Genomic DNA, 20,020 nt, shown 5'->3' with positions numbered 1-20,020 from the left:
CCTCAAAAAAACCTCCGATCTCTTTCCAGATTTTGTCTAACCTGAATTCTCAATAAACAGTTCAACGACTGGGAAGCCAATCCTTGCTATTGAAAAAACCATTGATTTTGACTCTGGCCGTTGCTTTTTCTGTGCATTGCTCCAAAGGCCACGCCCAGGAAAACAGGTTGTCTTTGCTCTTCCCTCTGGCTGTCGGCAAGGCAATTATTGAATGGTACCGCTTCGATACACCACGGGTTTGCTTCGGTGATGACATCCTCTTAAAGCCGGCCCCCCGCTATGGCTTTTCTCCTGACTCAGGTGTCGAAGCCAAGGCTTACCGCCGGGCAGCCTCCGATGATAGTGCCTACAGCGAAGACAGTGGCACCGAAGACAGCAGCACCTGTAATGAAAGCGACAACCGTTCCGAAGAAGATGAAACTGATACCGAAACGGATATTCAGTGTGTAAACACGACACCTGATGCTTTTCGAGCATTAAACGAATTCAGTGAGTACTGTGCGACTCTGAGACTGAGAATGATTAATCAGGAGTCCGCTTCTGACAGTGACATACCTACTGGCTCAGAAACAATTCACCGGCCTGCCGACCAGAGACCCAGAGTGCACCGGTGTCATCATGAGGGCTGCAATTACAGCGCCTACCGGGCGGGCGATCTGAAAAAGCACAAACAAACCCACCTGCCTGTCGACCAGAGAACCATAAAACCCAAGGTGCACCGGTGTGACCATGAGGGCTGCAACTACAGCAGCGATCAGGTGAGCCATCTGAAAGCGCACAAACAGACTCACCTGCCTGTCGACCAGAGAACCATAAAACCCAAGGTGCACCAGTGTGAACATGAGGGCTGTGACTACAGCACCAATCACAAGGGCAATCTGAAAAAGCACAAACAGACCCACCTGCCTGCTGACCAGAGACTCAAGGTGCACCATTGTGACCATGAGGACTGCAGCTACAGTGCCGACCGAGCGGACGATCTGAAAAGGCACAAACAGATCCACCTGCTTGCCGACCAGAGACCCAAGAAACCCAAGGTGCACCAGTGTGACCATGAGGGCTGCAGCTACAGTACCAACCGAGCGGACGACCTGAAAAGGCACAAACGGACCCACCTGCCTGCTGACCAGAGACTCAAGGTGCACCAGTGTGACCATGAGGGCTGCAACTACAGTACCGACCGAGCGGACGACCTGAAAAGGCACAAACAGACCCACCTGCCTGCCGACCAGAGAGCCAAGGCTCAACAGTGTGACCATGTGGGCTGCGACTACAGCACCAACCAGGCGGGCAATCTGAAAAGGCACAAACAGAACCACCTGCCTGTCGACCAGAGAGCCAAGGCTCAACAGTGTGACCATGTGGGCTGCAACTACCGTTCCGATCGGAAGACCCATCTGAAAATGCACAAAAAAACCCACCTGCCTGCCAACCAGAGAGCCGGGGTGCACCAGTGTGACCATGAGCACTGTAGTTACAGCACCGACCGGGCGAGCGATCTGAAAAGGCACAAACAGACCCACCTGCCTGCCAACCAGAGACCCAATAGACACAAAAGAAAAGCGTATGACCAGCCGCCACCTAACAAGAAAAGAAAGAAGAGTGATAAAGAATGATCATCTCCCAACTCGCCTCAAAAAAACCTCCGATCTCTTTCCATATTTTGTCTAACCTGTATTCCCAATAAACAGCTCAACGACTGGAAGCTAATCCTTGCTATTGAAAAAACCATTGATTTTGACTCTGGCCGTTGCTTTTTCTGTGCATTGCTCCAAAGGCCACGCTCAGGAAAACAGGTTGTCTTTGCTCTTCACTCTGGCGGTCGGCAAGGCGCTTATTGAATGGTACCGCTTCGACATGCCACAGTTTTGCTTCGATGATGACATCCTCTTAAAACCAGCCCCCCGCTATGGCTTTTCTCCTGACTCTGGTGTCGAAGCCAAGGCTTACCGCCGGGCAGCCTCCGATGATAGTGCCTACAGCGAAGACAGCAGCACCTCTGACGACAACAGCGACAACTTTTCTGAAGAAGACGAAACTGATACCGAAACGGATGTCCTTTGTGTAAACACAACACCTAATCCTTTTCGGGCATTAAACGAATTCAGTGAGTACTGTGCGACTCTGAGACTGAGAATGATTAATCAGGAGTCCACTTCTGACAGTGACATACCTACTGGGTCAGAAACAATTCACCTGCCTGCCGACCAGAGAACCATAAAACCCAAGGTGCACCAGTGTGAACATGAGGGCTGTGACTACAGTACCGACCGAGCGGACGATCTGAAAAGGCACAAACAGACCCACCTGCCTGCCGACCAGAGAGCCAAGGCTCAACAGTGTGACCATGAGGGCTGCGACTACAGCACCGACCAGGCGGGCAATCTGAAAAGGCACAAACAGACCCACCTGCCTGTCGACCAGAGAACCATAAAACCCAAGGTGCACCAGTGTGAACATGAGGGCTGTGACTACAGCACCAATCACAAGGGCAATCTGAAAAAGCACAAACAGACCCACCTGCCTGCTGAACAGAGACTCAAGGTGCACCATTGTGACCATGAGGGCTGCAGCTACAGTACCGACCGAGCGGACGATCTGAAAAGGCACAAACAGATCCACCTGCTTGCCGACCAGAGACCCAAGGTGCACCAGTGTGACCATGAGGGCTGCAGCTACAGTAGCAACCGAGCGGACGATCTGAAAAGGCACAAACGGACCCACCTGCCTGCTGACCAGAGACTCAAGGTGCACCAGTGTGACCATGAGGGCTGCAACTACAGTACCGACCGAGCGGACGATCTGAAAAGGCACAAACAGACCCACCTGTCTGCCGACCAGAGAGCCAAGGCTCAACAGTGTGACCATGAGGGCTGCGACTACAGCACCAACCAGGCGGGCAATCTGAAAAGGCACAAACAGATCCACCTGCCTGCCGACCAGAGAGCCAAGGCTCAACAGTGTGACCATGAGGGCTGCAACTACCGTTCCGATCGGAAGACCAATCTGAAAATGCACAAAAAAACCCACCTGCCTGCCAACCAGAGAGCCGGGGTGCACCAGTGTGACCATGAGGGCTGCAATTACAGCACCGACCGGCCGGGCGATCTGAAAAGGCACAAACAGATCCACCTGCCTGCCGACCAGAGACCCAAGTTGCACCAGTGTGACCATCAGGGCTGTGACTTCAGCACTTACCACAGGGGCAGTCTGAAAACGCACAAACAGACCCACCTGCCTTACGACCAGAGAGCCAGGGTGCACCAGTGTGACCATGAGCACTGTAGTTACAGCACCGACCGGGCGAGCGATCTGAAAAGGCACAAACAGACCCACCTGCCTGCCAACCAGAGACCCAAGAGACCTAAAAGAAAAGCATATAACCAGCCGCCATCTAACAACAAAAGAAAGAAGGCTGACAAAGAATGATCCATCTCCCAACCCGCCACAAAGAAACCTCGGACTCTCTCCAGATTTTGACTAACCTGAATTTTCAATAAACAGTTCAACGACTGGGAAGCCAATCCTTGCTATTGAAAAAACCATTGATTTTGACTCTGGCCGTTGCTTTTTCTGTGCATTGCTCCAAAGGCCACGCTCAGGAAAACAGGTTGTCTTTGCTCTTCTCTCTGGCGGTCGGCAAGGCGTTTATTGAATGGTACCGCTTCGACATGCCACAGTTTTGCTTCGATGATGACATCCTCTTAAAACCAGCCCCCCGCTATGGCTTTTCTCCTGACTCTGGTGTCGAAGCCAAGGCTTACCGCCGGACAGCCTCCGATGATAGTGCCTACAGCGAAGACAGTGGCACCGAAGACAGCAGCACCTGTGATGACAACAGCGACAACTTTTCTGAAGAAAACGAAACTGATACCGAAACGGATGTCCTTTGTGTAAACACAACACCTGATCCTTTTCGGGCATTAAACGAATTCAGTGAGTACTGTACGACTCTGAGACTGAGAATGATTAATCAGGAGTCCGCTTCTGACAGTGACATACCTACTGGGTCAGAAACAATTCACCTGCCTGCCAACCAGAGAACCATAAAACCCAAGGTGCACCAGTGTGACCATGAGGGCTGCAGCTACAGTACCAACCGAGCGGACGACCTGAAAAGGCACAAACGGACCCACCTGCCTGCTGACCAGAGACTCAAGGTGCACCAGTGTGACCATGAGGGCTGCAACTACAGTACCGACCGAGCGGACGATCTGAAAAGGCACAAACAGACCCACCTGTCTGCCGACCAGAGAGCCAAGGCTCAACAGTGTGACCATGAGGGCTGCGACTACAGCACCAACCAGGCGGGCCATCTGAAAAGGCACAAACAGATCCACCTGCCTGCCGACCAGAGAGCCAAGGCTCAACAGTGTGATCATGAGGGCTGCAACTACCGTTCCGATCGGAAGACCAATCTGAAAATGCACAAAAAAACCCACCTGCCTGCCAACCAGAGAGCCGGGGTGCACCAGTGTGACCATGAGGGCTGCAATTACAGCACCGACCGGCCGGGCGATCTGAAAAGGCACAAACAGATCCACCTGCCTGCCGACCAGAGACCCAAGTTGCACCAGTGTGACCATCAGGGCTGTGACTTCAGCACTTACCACAGGGGCAGTCTGAAAACGCACAAACAGACCCACCTGCCTTACGACCAGAGAGCCAGGGTGCACCAGTGTGACCATGAGCACTGTAGTTACAGCACCGACCGGGCGAGCGATCTGAAAAGGCACAAACAGACCCACCTGCCTGCCAACCAGAGACCCAAGAGACCTAAAAGAAAAGCATATAACCAGCCGCCATCTAACAACAAAAGAAAGAAGGCTGACAAAGAATGATCCATCTCCTAACCCGCCACAAAGAAACCTCGGACTCTCTCCAGATTTTGACTAACCTGAATTTTCAATAAACAGTTCAACGACTGGGAAGCCAATCCTTGCTATTGAAAAAACCATTGATTTTGACTCTGGCCGTTGCTTTTTCTGTGCATTGCTCCAAAGGCCACGCTCAGGAAAACAGGTTGTCTTTGCTCTTCTCTCTGGCGGTCGGCAAGGCGTTTATTGAATGGTACCGCTTCGACATGCCACAGTTTTGCTTCGATGATGACAACCTCTTAAAACCAGTCCCCCGCTATGGCTTTTCTCCTGACTCAGTTGTCGAAGCCAAGGCTTACCGCCGGGCAGCCTCCGATGATAGTGCCTACAGCGAAGACAGTGGCACCGAAGACAGCAGCACCTGTGATGAAAGCGACAACCGTTCCGAAGAAAATGAAACTGATACCGAAACGGATATTCAGTGTGTAAACACCACACCTGATGCTTTTCGAGCATTAAACGAATTCAGTGAGTACTGTGCGACTCTGAGACTGAGAATGATTAATCAGGAGTCCGCTTCTGACAGTGACATACCTACTGGCTCAGAAACAATTCACCGGCCTGCCGACCAGAGACCCAGAGTGCACCGGTGTCATCATGAGGGCTGCAATTACAGCGCCTACCGGGCGGGCGATCTGAAAAAGCACAAACAAACCCACCTGCCTGTCGACCAGAGAACCATAAAACCCAAGGTGCACCGGTGTGACCATGAGGGCTGCAACTACAGCAGCAATCAGGTGAGCCATCTGAAAGCGCACAAACAGACCCACCTGCCTGTCGACCAGAGAACCATAAAACCCAAGGTGCACCAGTGTGAACATGAGGGCTGTGACTACAGCACCAATCACAAGGGCAATCTGAAAAAGCACAAACAGACCCACCTGCCTGCTGAACAGAGACTCAAGGTGCACCATTGTGACCATGAGGGCTGCTGCTACAGCACCGACCGAGCGGACGATCTGAAAAGGCACAAACAGACCCACCTGCTTGCCGACCAGAGACCCAAGAAACCCAAGGTGCACCAGTGTGACCATGAGGGCTGCAGCTACAGTACCAACCGAGCGGACGATCTGAAAAGGCACAAACGGACCCACCTGCCTGTTAACCAGAGACTCAAGGTGCACCAGTGTGACCATGAGAGCTGCAACTACAGCAGCGATCAGCTGAGCCATCTGAAAGCGCACAAACAGACCCACCTGCCTGTCGACCAGAGAGCCATAAAACCCAAGGTGCACCAGTGTGAACATGAGGGCTGTTACTACAGCACCAATCACAAGGGCAATCTGAAAACGCACAAACAGACCCACCTGCCTGCCGACCAGAGACCCAAGGTGCACCAGTGTGACCATGAGGGCTGCAGCTACAGTACCAACCGAGCGGACGATCTGAAAAGGCACAAACAGACCCACCTGCCTGCTGACCAGAGACTCAAGGTGCACCAGTGTGACCATGAGGGCTGCGACTACAGCACCCACCATGGGAGCAATCTGAAAAGGCACATTCAGAACCACCTTCCTGCCGACCAGAGACTCAAGAGACCCAAAAGAAAAGTGTATGACCAGCCGCCAACTAACAATAAAAGAAAGAAGGCTGACAAAGAATGATCCATCTCCCAACTCACCTCAAAAAAACCTCCGATCTCTTTCCAGATTTTGTCTAACCTGAATTCTCAATAAACAGTTCAACGACTGGGAAGCCAATCCTTGCTATTGAAAAAACCATTGATTTTGACTCTGGCCGTTGCTTTTTCTGTGCATTGCTCCAAAGGCCACGCTCAGGAAAACAGGTTGTCTTTGCTCTTCCCTCTGGCTCTCGGCAAGACGCTTATTGAATGGTACCGCTTCGACATGCCACAGTTTTGCTTCGATGATGACATCCTCTTAAAACCAGTCCCCCGCTATGGCTTTTCTCCTGACTCAGTTGTCGAAGCCAAGGCTTACCGCCGGGCAGCCTCCGATGATAGTGCCTACAGCGAAGACAGTGGCACCGAAGACAGCAGCACCTGTGATGAAAGCGACAACCGTTCCGAAGAAAATGAAACTGATACCGAAACGGATATTCAGTGTGTAAACACGACACCTGATGCTTTTCGAGCATTAAACGAATTCAGTGAGTACTGTGCGACTCTAAGACTGAGAATGATTAACCAGGAGCCCACTTCAGACAGTGAAATAGCCACTGGGTCAGAGGCGATTCACCTGCCTGCCGACCGGAGGCCCAAGGTGCACCAGTGTGACCATGAGGGCTGCAACTTCAGAACCGACCATAGAGGCAGTCTGAAAAGACACAAAAAGATCCACCTGCCTGCCGACCAGAGACCCAAGGTGCACCAGTGTGACCATGAGGACTGCAACTACAGCACCGACCGAGTGGGCAATCTAAAAACGCACAAACAGACCCACCTGCCTGTCGACCAGAGACTCAGGGTACACCACTGCGACCACAAGGACTGCAACTACAACACCGACGTGGCGAACAGTTTGAAAATACACAAACAGACCCACCTGCCTGCCGACCAGAGACTCAAGGTACACCAGTGTGACCATGAGGACTGCAACTACAGCACCGACCGAGTGGGCAATCTAAAAACGCACAAACAGACCCACCTGCCTGCCGACCAGAGACTCAAGGTGCACCAGTGTGACCATGAGGGCTGCAACTACAGTACCGACCGAGCGGACGATCTGAAAAGGCACAAACAGACCCACCTGCCTGCCAACCAGAGAGCCGGGGTGCACCAGTGTGACCATGAGGGCTGCAATTACAGGGCCGACCGGCCGGGCGATCTGAAAAGGCACAAACAGATCCACCTGCCTGTCGACCAGAGACCCAAGGTGCACCAGTGTGACCATGAGGGCTGCAAGTACAGAACCGACCGCAGAGGCAGTCTGAAAAGACACAAACAGAAACACCTGCCTGCCGAGCGGAGACTCAAGGTGCACAAGTGTGACCATAAGGGCTGCAACTACAGCACCGACGTGGCAAACAGTCTGAAAACACACAAACAGACCCACCTGCCTGCCGACCAGAGACTCAGGGTGCACCAGTGTGACCATGAGGGCTGCAATTACAGCACCGACCACAAGGGCAGTCTGAAAAAGCACAAAAAGACACACCTGCCTGCTGAGCGGAGACTCAAGATGCACCGTTGTGACCATGAGGGCTGCAACTACAGCACCGACGTGGCAAACAGTCTGAAAGCACACAAACAGACCCACCTGCCTGCCGACCAGAAACCCATAAGACCCAAGGTGAACCAGTGTGACCATGAGGGCTGTGACTACAGAACCGACCACAGGGGCAATCTGAAAAAGCATAAGCAGACCCACCTGCCTGCCGACCAGAGACCCAAGTTGCACAAGTGTGACCATGAGGGCTGCAACTACAGCACCAACCGAGCGGACCATCTGAAAGTGCACAAACAAACCCACCTGCCTGCCGACCAGAGACTCAGGGCATACCATTGTGACAATGAGGGCTGCGACTTCAGCACCAACCATAGGGGCAATCTGAAAAGGCACATTCAGACCCACCTGCCTGCCGCCCAGAGACCCAAAAGGAAAGCGGATGACCAGCCGCCATCTAACAAGAAAAGAAAGAAGGGTGATCAAAAATGATCTGACTCCCAAGCCGCACCAAAGTAACCTGCGACCTCTTTCCAGATTTTTACTAACCTGATTTCAAAATAAACAGTTCAACGACTGGGAACTCAGGCCTTGCTATCCAAAAAACCATTGATTTTGACCTTGGCCGTTACTTTTTCTGTGCACTGTTCTAATGGCCACGCTCAGGAAAAAAGCATGCCTTTGCTCTTCCCTCTGGCTGTCGGCAAGGCGCTTATTGAATGGTACCGCTTCGACATGCCACAGTTTTGCTTCGATGATGACACCCTCTTAAAACCAGCCCCCCGCTATGGCTTTTTTCCTGCCACTAGCGTCTCTCCTGATTCTGGTGTCGAAGCCAAGGCTTACCGCCGGACAGCCTCCGATGATAGTGCCTACAGCGAAGACAGTGGCACCGAAGACAGCAGCACCTCTGATGAAAACGACAATCGTTCCGAAAAAGATGAAACTGATACCGAAGCGGATATTCAGTGTGTAAACACGACACCTGATGCTTTTCGAGCATTAAACGAATTCAGTGAGTACTGTGCGACTCTAAGACTGAGAATGATTAACCAGGAGCCCACTTCAGACAGTGAAATAGCCACTGGGTCAGAGGCGATTCACCTGCCTGCCGACCGGAGACCCAAGGTGCACCAGTGTGACCATGAGGGCTGCGACTACAGCAGCAATCAGGCGGGCAATCTGAAAAGGCACAAACAGACCCACCTGCCTGCCGACCAGAGGCCCAGAGTATACCAGTGTGACCATGAGGGCTGTGACTACAGCACCAACCAGGCGGGCAATCTGAAAAGGCACAAACAGACTCACCTGCCTGCCGACCAGAGAATCAAGGTGCATCACTGTGACCATGAGGGCTGCAACTACGACACCGACGTGGCGAACAGTTTGAAAATACACAAACAGACCCACCTGCCTGCCGACCAGAGACCCAGGGTGCATCAGTGTGACCATGAGGGCTGCAACTACAGCAGCGATCAGGTGAGCCATCTGAAAGCGCACAAACAAACCCACCTGCCTGCCGACCAGAGACTCAGGGCATACCATTGTGACAATGAAGGCTGTGACTACAGCACCAACCAGGCGGGCAATCTGAAAAGGCACAAACAGACCCACCTGCCTGCCGAACAGAGGCTCAGAGTATACCAGTGTGACCATGAGGGCTGTGACTACAGCACCAACCAGGCGGGCAATCTGAAAAGGCACAAACAGACTCACCTGTCTGCCGACCAGAGAATCAGGGTGCATCACTGTGACCATGAGGGCTGCAACTACAACACCGACGTGGCGAACAGTTTGAAAATACACAAACAGACCCACCTGCCTGCCGACCAGAGACCCAAGAGACCCAAGAGACCCAAAAGAAAAGTGTATGACCAGCCGCCATCTAACAAGAAAAGAAAGAAGAGTGATAAAGAATGATCATCTCCCAACTCGCCTCAAAAAAACCTCCGATCTCTTTCCATATTTTGTCTAACCTGTATTCCCAATAAACAGCTCAACGACTGGAAGCCAATCCTTGCTATTGAAAAAACCATTGATTTTGACTCTGGCCGTTGCTTTTTCTGTGCATTGCTCCAAAGGCCACGCTCAGGAAAACAGGTTGCCTTTGCTCTTCACTCTGACTATCGGCAAGGCGCTTATTGAATGGTACCACTTCGACATGCCACGGGTTTGCTTCGATGATGAGCTCCTTTTAAAGCCAGACACTCGCTATGGCTTTTCTCCGGACTCTGGCGTCGAAGCCAGGACTTACCGTCGGGAAGCCTCTGATGATAGTGCCTACAGCGAAGACAGTGACAGCGAAGACAAGGGTGCCTCTGATGAAAACAGCAACAACAGCCCGGAAGAAGACAAAACTGATACCGAAACGGATGTTCAGTGTGTAAACACGACACCTGATCCTTTTCAAGCATTAAACGAATTCAGTGAGTACTGTGCGACTCTGAGACTGAGAATGATTAATCAGGAGTCCACTTCTGACAGTGACATACCTACTGGGTCAGAAACAATTCACCTGCCTGCCGACCAGAGACCCAAGGTGCACCAGTGTGACCATGAGGGCTGCAAGTACAGAACCGACCGCAGAGACAGTCTGAAAAGACACAAACAGAAACACCTGCCTGCCGAGCGGAGACTCAAGGTGCACAAGTGTGACCATAAGGGCTGCAACTACAGCACCGACGTGGCAAACAGTCTGAAAACACACAAACAGACCCACCTGCCTGCCGACCAGAGACTCAGGGTGCACCAGTGTGACCATGAGGGCTGCAATTACAGCACCGACCACAAGGGCAGTCTGAAAAAGCACAAAAAGACACACCTGCCTGCTGAGCGGAGACTCAAGATGCACCGTTGTGACCATGAGGGCTGCAACTACAGCACCGACGTGGCAAACAGTCTGAAAGCACACAAACAGACCCACCTGCCTGCCGACCAGAAACCCATAAGACCCAAGGTGAACCAGTGTGACCATGAGGGCTGTGACTACAGAACCGACCACAGGGGCAATCTGAAAAAGCATAAGCAGACCCACCTGCCTGCCGACCAGAGACCCAAGTTGCACAAGTGTGACCATGAGGGCTGCAACTACAGCACCAACCGAGCGGACCATCTGAAAGCGCACAAACAAACCCACCTGCCTGCCGACCAGAGACTCAGGGCATACCATTGTGACAATGAGGGCTGCGACTTCAGCACCAACCATAGGGGCAATCTGAAAAGGCACATTCAGACCCACCTGCCTGCCGCCCAGAGACCCAAAAGGAAAGCGGATGACCAGCCGCCATCTAACAAGAAAAGAAAGAAGGGTGATCAAAAATGATCTGACTCCCAAGCCGCACCAAAGTAACCTGCGACCTCTCTCCAGATTTTGACTAACCTGATTTCAAAATAAACAGTTCAACGACTGGGAACTCAGGCCTTGCTATCTAAAAAACCATTGATTTTGACCTTGGCCGTTACTTTTTCTGTGCACTGTTCTAATGGCCACGCTCAGGAAAAAAGCATGCCTTTGCTCTTCCCTCTGGCTGTCGGCAAGGCGCTTATTGAATGGCACCACTTCGACATGCCACAGTTTTGCTTCGATGATGACATCATCTTAAAACCAGTCCCCCGCTATGGCTTTTTTCCTGCCACTAGCGTCTCTCCTGATTCTGGTGTCGAAGCTAAGGCTTACCGCCGGGCAGCCTCCGATGATAGTGCCTACAGCGAAGACAGTGGCACCGAAGACAGCAGCACCTGTGATGAAAGCGACAACCGTTCCGAAAAAGATGAAACTGATACCGAAACGGATGTTCAGTGTGTAAACACGACACCTGATGCTTTTCGAGCATTACACGAAATCAGTGAGTATTGTGCGACTCTAAGAGTAAAAATGATTAATCAGGACTCCATTGCAAACAGCGAAATAGCCACTGGGTCAGAGGCGATTCACCTGCCTGCCGATCAGAGAACCAGGGTATACCAGTGTGACCATGAGGGCTGCAACTACAGCAGCAATCAGGCGGGCAATCTGAAAAGGCACAAACAGATCCACCTGCCTGCCGACCAGAGACCTAAGTTGCACAAGTGTGACCATGAGGGCTGTGACTACAGAACCGACTACAGGGGCAATCTGAAAATGCATAAGCAGACCCACCTGCCTGCCGACCAGAGACCCAAGGAGCACAAGTGTGATCATGAGGGCTGCAACTACAGCACCGACGTGGCAAACAGTCTGAAAACACACAAACAGACCCACCTGCCTGCCGACCAGAGACCCAGGGTGCACCAGTGTGACCATGAGGGCTGCAATTACAGCACCGACAACAGTGGCAGTCTGAAAAGCCACAAAAAGACACACCTGCCTGCTGAGCGGAGACTCAAGGTGCACCGGTGTGACCATGAGGGCTGTGACTACGGCAGCGATGAGGTGGGCCACCTGAAAGCGCACAAACAAACCCACCTGCCTGCCGACCAGAGAATCATAAAACCCAAGGTGCACCAGTGTGACCATGAGGGCTGTGACTACAGAACCGACCGCAGGGGCAATCTGAAAAAGCATAAGCAGACCCACCTGCCTGCCGACCAGAGACCCAAGGTGCACAAGTGTGACCATGAGGGCTGCAACTACAGCACCGACCGATCGGACCATCTGAAAACGCACAAACAGACCCACCTGCCTGCTGAGCGGAGACTCAAGGTGCACCGGTGTGACCATGAGGGCTGCAACTACAGCAGCGACAAAAGGGGCAGTCTGACAATACACAGACGGAAGCACCTGCCTGCCAAGCGGAGACTCAAGGTGCATCGGTGTGACCATGAGGGCTGTGACTACAGCAGCGATCAGGTGAGCCATCTGAAAGCGCACAAACAAACCCACCTGCCTGCCGACCAGAGACCCATAAGACCCAAGGTGAACCAGTGTGACCATGAGGGCTGTGACTACAGAACCGACCACAGGGGCAATCTGAAAAAGCATAAGCAGACCCACCTGCCTGCCAACCAGAGACCCAAGAGACCTAAAAGAAAAGCATATAACCAGCCGCCATCTAACAACAAAAGAAAGAAGGCTGACAAAGAATAATCCATCTCCCAACCCGCCACAAAGAAACCTCCGACCTCTCTCCAGATTTTGACTAACCTGAATTTTCAATAAACAGTTCAACGACTGGGAAGCCAATCCTTGCTATTGAAAAAACCATTGATTTTGACCTGGGCCGTTACTTTTTCTGTGCACTGTTCTAATGGCCACGCTCAGGAAAAGAGCATGCCTTTGCTCTTCCCTCTGGCTGTCGGCAAGGCGCTTATTGAATGGCACCACTTCGATACACCACGGGTTTGCTTCGGTGATGACACCCTCTTAAAACCAGCCCCCCGCTATGGCTTTTCTCCTGATTCTGGCATCGAAGCCAAGGCTTGCAGCCGGGCAGCCTCCGATGAGGGGTCTGAGCCCGAAGACGGCGACACCTCTGATGACAACAGCGACAACTGTTCTGAAGAAGACGAAACTGATACCGAAACGGATGTCCTTTGTGTAAACATTCAGTGTGTAAACACAACACCTGATCCTTTTCGAGCATTAAACGAAATCAGTGAGTATTGTGCGACTCTGAGACTGCAAATGATTAGTCAGGAGTCCTCTTCAGACACTGAAATAGCCACTGGGTCAGAGGCAGAAGTGACAGTTGCAGACTTTGCTAACAACCTGAAAATCATCTCAACTGCTTACAGCACCGACCCGGCGAGCCACCTGCCTGCCGACCAGACACCCAAGATGCACCAGTGTGACCATGAGGGCTGCAATCACAGCAGCAAATGGGCGAGCGATCTGAAAAAACACAAACAGATCCACCTGCCTGCCGACCAGAGACTCAAGGTGCACCAGTGTAACCATGAAGGCTGCAATTACAGCACCGACCGGGCGGCTGATCTGAAAAGACACAAACAGACCCACCTGCCTGCCGACCAGAGACCCAAGCTGCATCCGTGTGACCATGAAGGCTGCAACTACAGCACCGACCGGGCGGCTGATCTGAAAAGGCACAAACAGACCCACCTGCCTGCCGACCAGAGACCCAAGTTGCATCAGTGTGACCATGAGGACTGCAATTACAGCACCGACTATCCGAGCGGTCTGAAAACGCACAAACAGACCCACCTGCCTGCCCACCAGAGATCCAAGCTGCATCAGTGTGACTATGAGGGCTGCGATTACAGCACCGACCATGTGGGCAATCTGAAAACGCACAAACAGATCCACCTGCCTGCTAACCAGAGAGCCAAGGTGCACCAGTGTGACCATGAAGGCTGCAACTACAGCACCTACCACAATGGCATTCTGAAAAGGCACAAACAGACCCACCTGCCTGCTAACCAGAGAGCCAAGGTGCACCAGTGTGACCATGAAGGCTGCAACTACAGCACCGACCACAGTAGCATTCTGAAAAGGCACAAACAGACCCACCTGCCTGCCAACCAGAGACCCAAGAGAACTAAAAGAAAAGCATATAACCAGCCGCCATCTAACAACAAAAGAAAGAAGGCTGACAAAGAATAATCCATCTCCCAACCCGCCACAAAGAAACCTCCGACCTCTCTCCAGATTTTGACTAACCTGAATTTTCAATAAACAGTTCAACGACTGGGAAGCCAATCCTTGCTATTGAAAAAACCATTGATTTTGACTCTGGCCGTTGCTTTTTCTGTGCATTGCTCCACAGGCCACGCTCAGGAAAACAGGTTGCCTTTGCTCTTCACTCTGACTGTCGGCAAGGCGGTTATTGAATGGTACCAATTCGACATGCCACGGGTTTGCTTTGATGATGACATCCTCTTAAAACCAGCCCCCCGCTATGGCTTTTTTCCTGATTCTGGCATCGAAGCCAAGACTTACCGTCGGACAGCCTCTGATGATAGTGCCTACAGCGAAGACAGTGACAGTGAACACAAGGGTGCCTCTGATGAAAACAGCGACAACAGTCCTGAAGAAGACGAAGCTGATACCGAAACGGATGTTCAGTGTGTAAACACGACACCTGATCCTTTTCGAGCATTAAACGAAATCAGTGAGTATTGTGCGACTCTGAGACTGAAAATGATTAGCCAGGAGTCCACTTCAGGCAGTGAAATACCCACTGGGTCAGAGGCAGAAGTGACAGCGGCAGACTCTGCTTACAACACCGACCAGACGAGCCACCTGGAAACGCACAAAAAGACTCACCTGCCTGCCAACCAGAGACCCAAGTTGCACCAGTGTAACCATAAGGGCTGCGACTACAGCACGAACCAGACGGGCAATCTGAAAAGGCACAAACAGACCCACCTGCCTGCCGACCAGAGAGTCAGAGTGCACCAATGTAATCATCAGGGCTGCGACTACAGCACGAACCAGGTGGTCAATCTGAAAAGGCACAAACAAATCCACCTGTCTGCCGACAAGAGACCCAAGAAACCCAAGATGCACCAGTGTGACCATGAGGGCTGCAACTACAGCACCAGCTATACACACCATTTGAAAAAGCACAAACAGACCCACCTGCCTGCCGACCAGAGACTCAAAAAACCCAGGATTCACCAGTGTAACCATGAGGGCTGCCACTACAGCACCGACCAAAGGTGCAGCCTGATAAAACACAAAAAGATCCATCTGCCTTCCGACCAGAGACCCAGGTTGCACCAGTGTGACCATGATGGCTGCAACTACAGAACCGACATCAGGGGCAGTCTGAAAGTACACAAACAGACCCATCTGCCTGCCAGCCAGAGACTCAAAAGACCCAAGGTGCACCAGTGTGACCATGAGGACTGCAACTACAGCACCGACCACAGTGGCAGTCTGAGAAAACACAAACTGACCCACCTGCCTGCCGACCAGAGACCCAGGTTGCACCAGTGTAACCATAAGGGCTGCGACTACAGAACCGACATCAAGGGCAGTCTGAAAAAACACAAACAGACTCACCTGCCTGCCGACCAGAGAATCAAGGTACACCAGTGTGACCATAAGGGCTGCAACTACAGATCCGACCGAGCGAGCCATCTGAAAGTGCACAAACAGATCCACCTGCCTGCCGACCAGAGACCCAGGTTGCACCAGTGTGACCATGAGGGCTGCAACTACAGAACCGACCTCAGGGGCAGTCTGAAAATACACAAAAAGACCCACCTGCCTGCCGACCAGAGACCCAAGGTGCACCAGTGTGACCATGAGGACTGCAACTACAGATCCGACCACATAAGCAGTCTGAAAAAACACCAACAGACCCATCTGCCTGCCGACCGGAGACTCAAGGGACGCAAGAGAAAAGCGCATGACCAGCCGCCATCTGACAGGAAAAGAAGGAAGGGGAATAAAAAATGATCCGCCTCTCAATCTACCTCCAAGAAAACTCCAACCTCTCTCCGGATTTTGACTAACCTGATTTCAAAATAAACAGTTCAACGACCGGGAAGCCAGACCTTGCTAACCAAAAAAACATTGATTTTGACCTTGGTCACGGCCTTTTCTGTACATTGCTCTAATGCCCTGCCATTCTGTGACACCCAGTGTTGGCATACTGAAACACCGCAAGAGCAACTATTTTTAGGGAATGACTGCCTAGAAAATGACCAACCAACCCGGATAAGGTTTCTACCTGACCATAACCTGAAAATTGGCCTTCACTCCCCGGGCGAAGAGAGCGAGGCGATTGAATGGTGGGAGTTGAAGCAAGAATCCGAGGCAAACGACAGTGACACGCCGCAAGTTTGCTTCACTGATGATATTCTCCTAAAGCCAGACACTCGCTATTGTTTTTCTCCTGATCCTGACGTCGAAACTAGGAGCCTGACCGAGAATGGCGCCCGTAGCGAGGACGGCAGAAAATTGAGGATAAAAATTCGGTTTTGTGAGGAGAATAGCGAGCTATTTGACGAACAAAAGCGGATTTTTAGACCAATTTGCTGTCGCCGCAGTAGGGCAGCTATTCTCGGTCAGGCTCCTAGGGCAGCCACTGATGATAGTGCCGACAGCGAAGACAGTGGCAGTGAAGACAGCGGCACCTCTGATGAAAACAGCGACAGCTGTTCAAACGAAGACGAAACCAATACCGAACCTGATGTTCAGTATGTAGCCGCAACACTTACTCCTTTTCCGGTATCAAATGAAGTCAGTCAGTATTGTGCGGCTCTGGCACTGAAAAAAATTAAGCAGGAGCCGGTTTCAGACAGTGAAATACTCACTTACAGCACCGACCACATGAGTCACTCGAAAACCCCCAAACAGACCCACCTGCCTGTCGACCAGAAACCCGGGATGCGCCAGTGTGACCATGAAGGCTGCAACTACAGCACCCGACAGACAAGCCATCTGAAAAGGCACAAACAGACCCACCTGCCTGCCGACCAGAGATCCAGGCTGCACTGTGACCATGAGGGCTGCAACTACAGCAGCAACCAAGCGAGCAATCTGAAAAAGCACAAACAGATCCACCTGCCTGCCGACCAGAGACCCAAAAGACCCAAGGTGCACCAGTGTGACCATGAAGGCTGCAACTACAGCACCGGCCACACGGGCAATCTGAAAAAGCACAAAAAGACCCACCTGCCTGCCGACCAGAGACATATAGTGCATCGGTGTGACCATGAGGGCTGCAACTTCAGCACCGACCTGACGGGCAATCTGAGAAATCACAAAGAGACCCACCTGCCTGCCGACCAGAGACCCAAGAGACGCAAGAAACTCAAGGTGCACCACTGTGACCATGAGGGCTGCGACTTCCGCACCAACCATAAAGGCAATCTGAACAAGCATAAACTGAACCACTTGCCTGTTGACCAGAGGCCCAGAGACTACCAGTGTGACTACGAGGGCTGCAACTACAGAACCGACCGGGCGAGCAGTCTGAATAGTCACAAACAGACCCACCTGCCTGCCGACCAGAGAGTCAAGAAGTACCAGTGCGACCATGAGGGCTGCAACTTCAGAGCCGACTGGGTGAGCCATCTGAAAAATCACAAAGAGACCCACCTGCCTGCCGACCAGAGACCCAAGGTGCACCAGTGTGACCATGAGGGCTGCAACTACAGAAGCATCTTTGCGAGCTATCTGAAAAATCACAAAAAGACCCACCTGCCTGCCGACCAGAGAGTCAGGATGCACCAGTGTGACCATGAGCACTGCAACTACAGCACCGACCACAGTGGCAGTCTGAATAGACACAAACAGATCCACCTGCCTGCCGACCAGAGAACCAGGAAACTCAAAAGAAAAGCGTATGACCAGCTGCTATCTAACGAGAAAAGAAAGAAGGGTGATAAAGAATAGAAACCTCAGACCTTCCTCCAGATTTTGACTAACCTGAATTCCCAGTAAACAGTTCAACGACCGGGAAGCCAGGCCTTGCTATCTAAAAACCCATTGATGTTGATGTTGATGTTGATGTTGACCTTGGCTGTTGCCTTTTCTGTGCATTGCTCTAGTGGCCACGCTCAGGAAAACAGGTTGCCTTTGCTCTTTTCCCTGGCTGTCGGCAACTCTCTAGCTGTCGGCAACTCTCTAGCTGTCGGCGAGGCGCTTATCAACACACCGGGGTCTTGTATTGAGGTTTCATCCACGAACCAACCCACCCGGATAAGGCTGCTACCTGGCGATCACCTGAAAATTGGTCTTCACTCCCCCGGCGTCCAAGAAGAAAACGAGGCCATTGAATGGTGGGAATTGAACCAGGAACCCGAGGTAAACGACAGCGACATACCAAAAGTTTGCTTCGGTGATGACATCCTCTTAAAACCAGACACTCACTATTGCTTTACTCCTGACTCTGACGTCGAAGCTAAGGCTTACTGTCGAGTAGCTTCTGATAACGGTTCTGACAGTGAAGACTCTGATGAAAACAACGACAACCGTTCAAATGAAGACAAAACTGAGACCGAAACGGATGTTCAGTATGTGACCGCGACACTTAATCCTTTTCGAGTATCAAATGACATCAATCAGTATTGTGTGACTATGGCACTGAAAAAGATTAAGCCGGAATCCGTTTCAGACAGTGAAATACCCACAGGGTCAGATTACCTGGAAATCACCCCACCTGCCTGCAGCACCAGCCAGACGGGCAATCTGAAAGCCCACAAACAGACTCCCCTGCCCGCCAACCAAAGACCCAAGGTGCACCAGTGTAAGCATGAGAACTGCAACTACAGCACCATCCGGGCGAACCATCTGAAAAGGCACAAACTGACCCACCTGCCTGCCGACCAGAGACTCAGGGTGCACCAGTGTGAACATGAGGGCTGCCGCTACAGTACCGACCGGGTGGACGATCTAAAAAAGCATAAGCAGACCCACCGACTTATCGACCAGAGACCCAAAAAAACCAGGGTATACCTGTGTGACCATGAGAGCTGCAACTACAGCACCGATCTTCCGGGCAGTCTGAAAAGGCACAAACAGACCCACCTGCCTGCCGACCAGAGCCCCAAAAAACCCAGGGTGCACCTGTGTGACCATGAGAACTGCAACTACAGCACCGATTTTCCGGGCAATCTGAAAAAACACAAACAGACCCACCTGCCTGCCGACCAGAGACCCAAAAAGCCCAGGGTGCACCTGTGTGACCATGAGAGCTGCACCTACAGCACCAATCGTTCAGACAATCTGAAAACACACAAACAGACCCACCTGCCTGCCGACCAGAGACCCAAAAAACCCAGGGTGCACCTGTGTGACCATGAGAACTGCACCTACAGCACCAATCGTCCAGACAATCTGAAAATACACAAACAGACCCACCTGCCTGCCGACCAGAGACCCAAAAAACCCAAGGTGCACCAGTGTAGCCATAAGAGCTGCGACTACAGCACCAACCGGAAGGATCATCTGAAAAAGCACCAACAGATCCACCTGCCTCCCGACCAGAGACTCATGAGAGTTAAAAGGAAAGCGTATGATCAACCACCCTCTAACGAGAAAAGAATGAAGGTGGATAAAGAATGATCCGCCTCCCAACCTACCTCAAAGAAACTTCCGACCTCTCTCCAGATTTTGACTAACCTGAT

Annotated in this window: 12 protein-coding genes; all 12 read left to right on the top strand. The window is 51.9% G+C overall.

The window, feature by feature from the left end; all coding sequences use genetic code 11:
• Window positions 1–83 precede the first annotated feature (83 nt).
• On the top strand, window positions 84–1,616 hold the full coding sequence (locus K7B67_RS02750; protein WP_252178848.1) for a C2H2-type zinc finger protein: 1,533 nt from the start codon (window positions 84–86) through the stop codon (window positions 1,614–1,616).
• Between the two features lie 97 nt (window positions 1,617–1,713).
• Window positions 1,714–3,429: a C2H2-type zinc finger protein gene (locus K7B67_RS02745; RefSeq protein ID WP_252178847.1), complete on the top strand. Its 1,716-nt coding sequence runs from the start codon at window positions 1,714–1,716 to the stop codon at window positions 3,427–3,429.
• A gap of 98 nt (window positions 3,430–3,527) precedes the next feature.
• A complete protein-coding gene (locus tag K7B67_RS02740) occupies window positions 3,528–4,841 on the top strand; it encodes a C2H2-type zinc finger protein (RefSeq protein ID WP_252178846.1) in 1,314 nt (437 codons plus the stop codon).
• A gap of 98 nt (window positions 4,842–4,939) precedes the next feature.
• Window positions 4,940–6,481: a hypothetical protein gene (locus K7B67_RS02735; RefSeq protein ID WP_252178845.1), complete on the top strand. Its 1,542-nt coding sequence runs from the start codon at window positions 4,940–4,942 to the stop codon at window positions 6,479–6,481.
• Between the two features lie 99 nt (window positions 6,482–6,580).
• The gene (locus tag K7B67_RS02730) at window positions 6,581–8,494 is read left to right on the top strand and encodes a C2H2-type zinc finger protein (RefSeq protein WP_252178844.1); all 1,914 of its coding nucleotides are present in this window, start codon (window positions 6,581–6,583) and stop codon (window positions 8,492–8,494) included.
• Between the two features lie 99 nt (window positions 8,495–8,593).
• Window positions 8,594–9,922, top strand: a complete 1,329-nt coding sequence (locus K7B67_RS02725) for a C2H2-type zinc finger protein (RefSeq protein ID WP_252178843.1) — start codon at window positions 8,594–8,596, stop codon at window positions 9,920–9,922.
• Window positions 9,923–10,019: 97 nt separating this feature from the next.
• Window positions 10,020–11,324 (top strand): C2H2-type zinc finger protein, encoded by a 1,305-nt coding sequence (locus tag K7B67_RS02720; RefSeq protein WP_252178842.1) that lies wholly within the window; start codon window positions 10,020–10,022, stop codon window positions 11,322–11,324.
• Between the two features lie 99 nt (window positions 11,325–11,423).
• On the top strand, window positions 11,424–13,067 hold the full coding sequence (locus tag K7B67_RS02715) for a hypothetical protein (protein ID WP_252178841.1): 1,644 nt from the start codon (window positions 11,424–11,426) through the stop codon (window positions 13,065–13,067).
• Window positions 13,068–13,166: 99 nt separating this feature from the next.
• Complete coding sequence (locus K7B67_RS02710; protein ID WP_252178840.1) at window positions 13,167–14,540, top strand: hypothetical protein; 1,374 nt, start codon at window positions 13,167–13,169, stop codon at window positions 14,538–14,540.
• 99 nt (window positions 14,541–14,639) lie between these two features.
• The gene (locus K7B67_RS02705; RefSeq protein WP_252178839.1) at window positions 14,640–16,343 is read left to right on the top strand and encodes a hypothetical protein; all 1,704 of its coding nucleotides are present in this window, start codon (window positions 14,640–14,642) and stop codon (window positions 16,341–16,343) included.
• A 99-nt stretch (window positions 16,344–16,442) separates the two neighbouring features.
• On the top strand, window positions 16,443–18,287 hold the full coding sequence (locus K7B67_RS02700) for a hypothetical protein (RefSeq protein ID WP_252178838.1): 1,845 nt from the start codon (window positions 16,443–16,445) through the stop codon (window positions 18,285–18,287).
• Window positions 18,288–18,362: 75 nt separating this feature from the next.
• Window positions 18,363–19,958: a hypothetical protein gene (locus K7B67_RS02695; RefSeq protein WP_252178837.1), complete on the top strand. Its 1,596-nt coding sequence runs from the start codon at window positions 18,363–18,365 to the stop codon at window positions 19,956–19,958.
• Window positions 19,959–20,020: the final 62 nt, after the last annotated feature.

It is taken from the genome of Endozoicomonas sp. 4G (assembly GCF_023822025.1).
Taxonomy (GTDB): Bacteria; Pseudomonadota; Gammaproteobacteria; order Pseudomonadales; family Endozoicomonadaceae; genus Endozoicomonas_A.
Note: the sequence above shows the minus strand (reverse complement) of the source record. Positions and strands in the feature narration are given on the sequence as shown.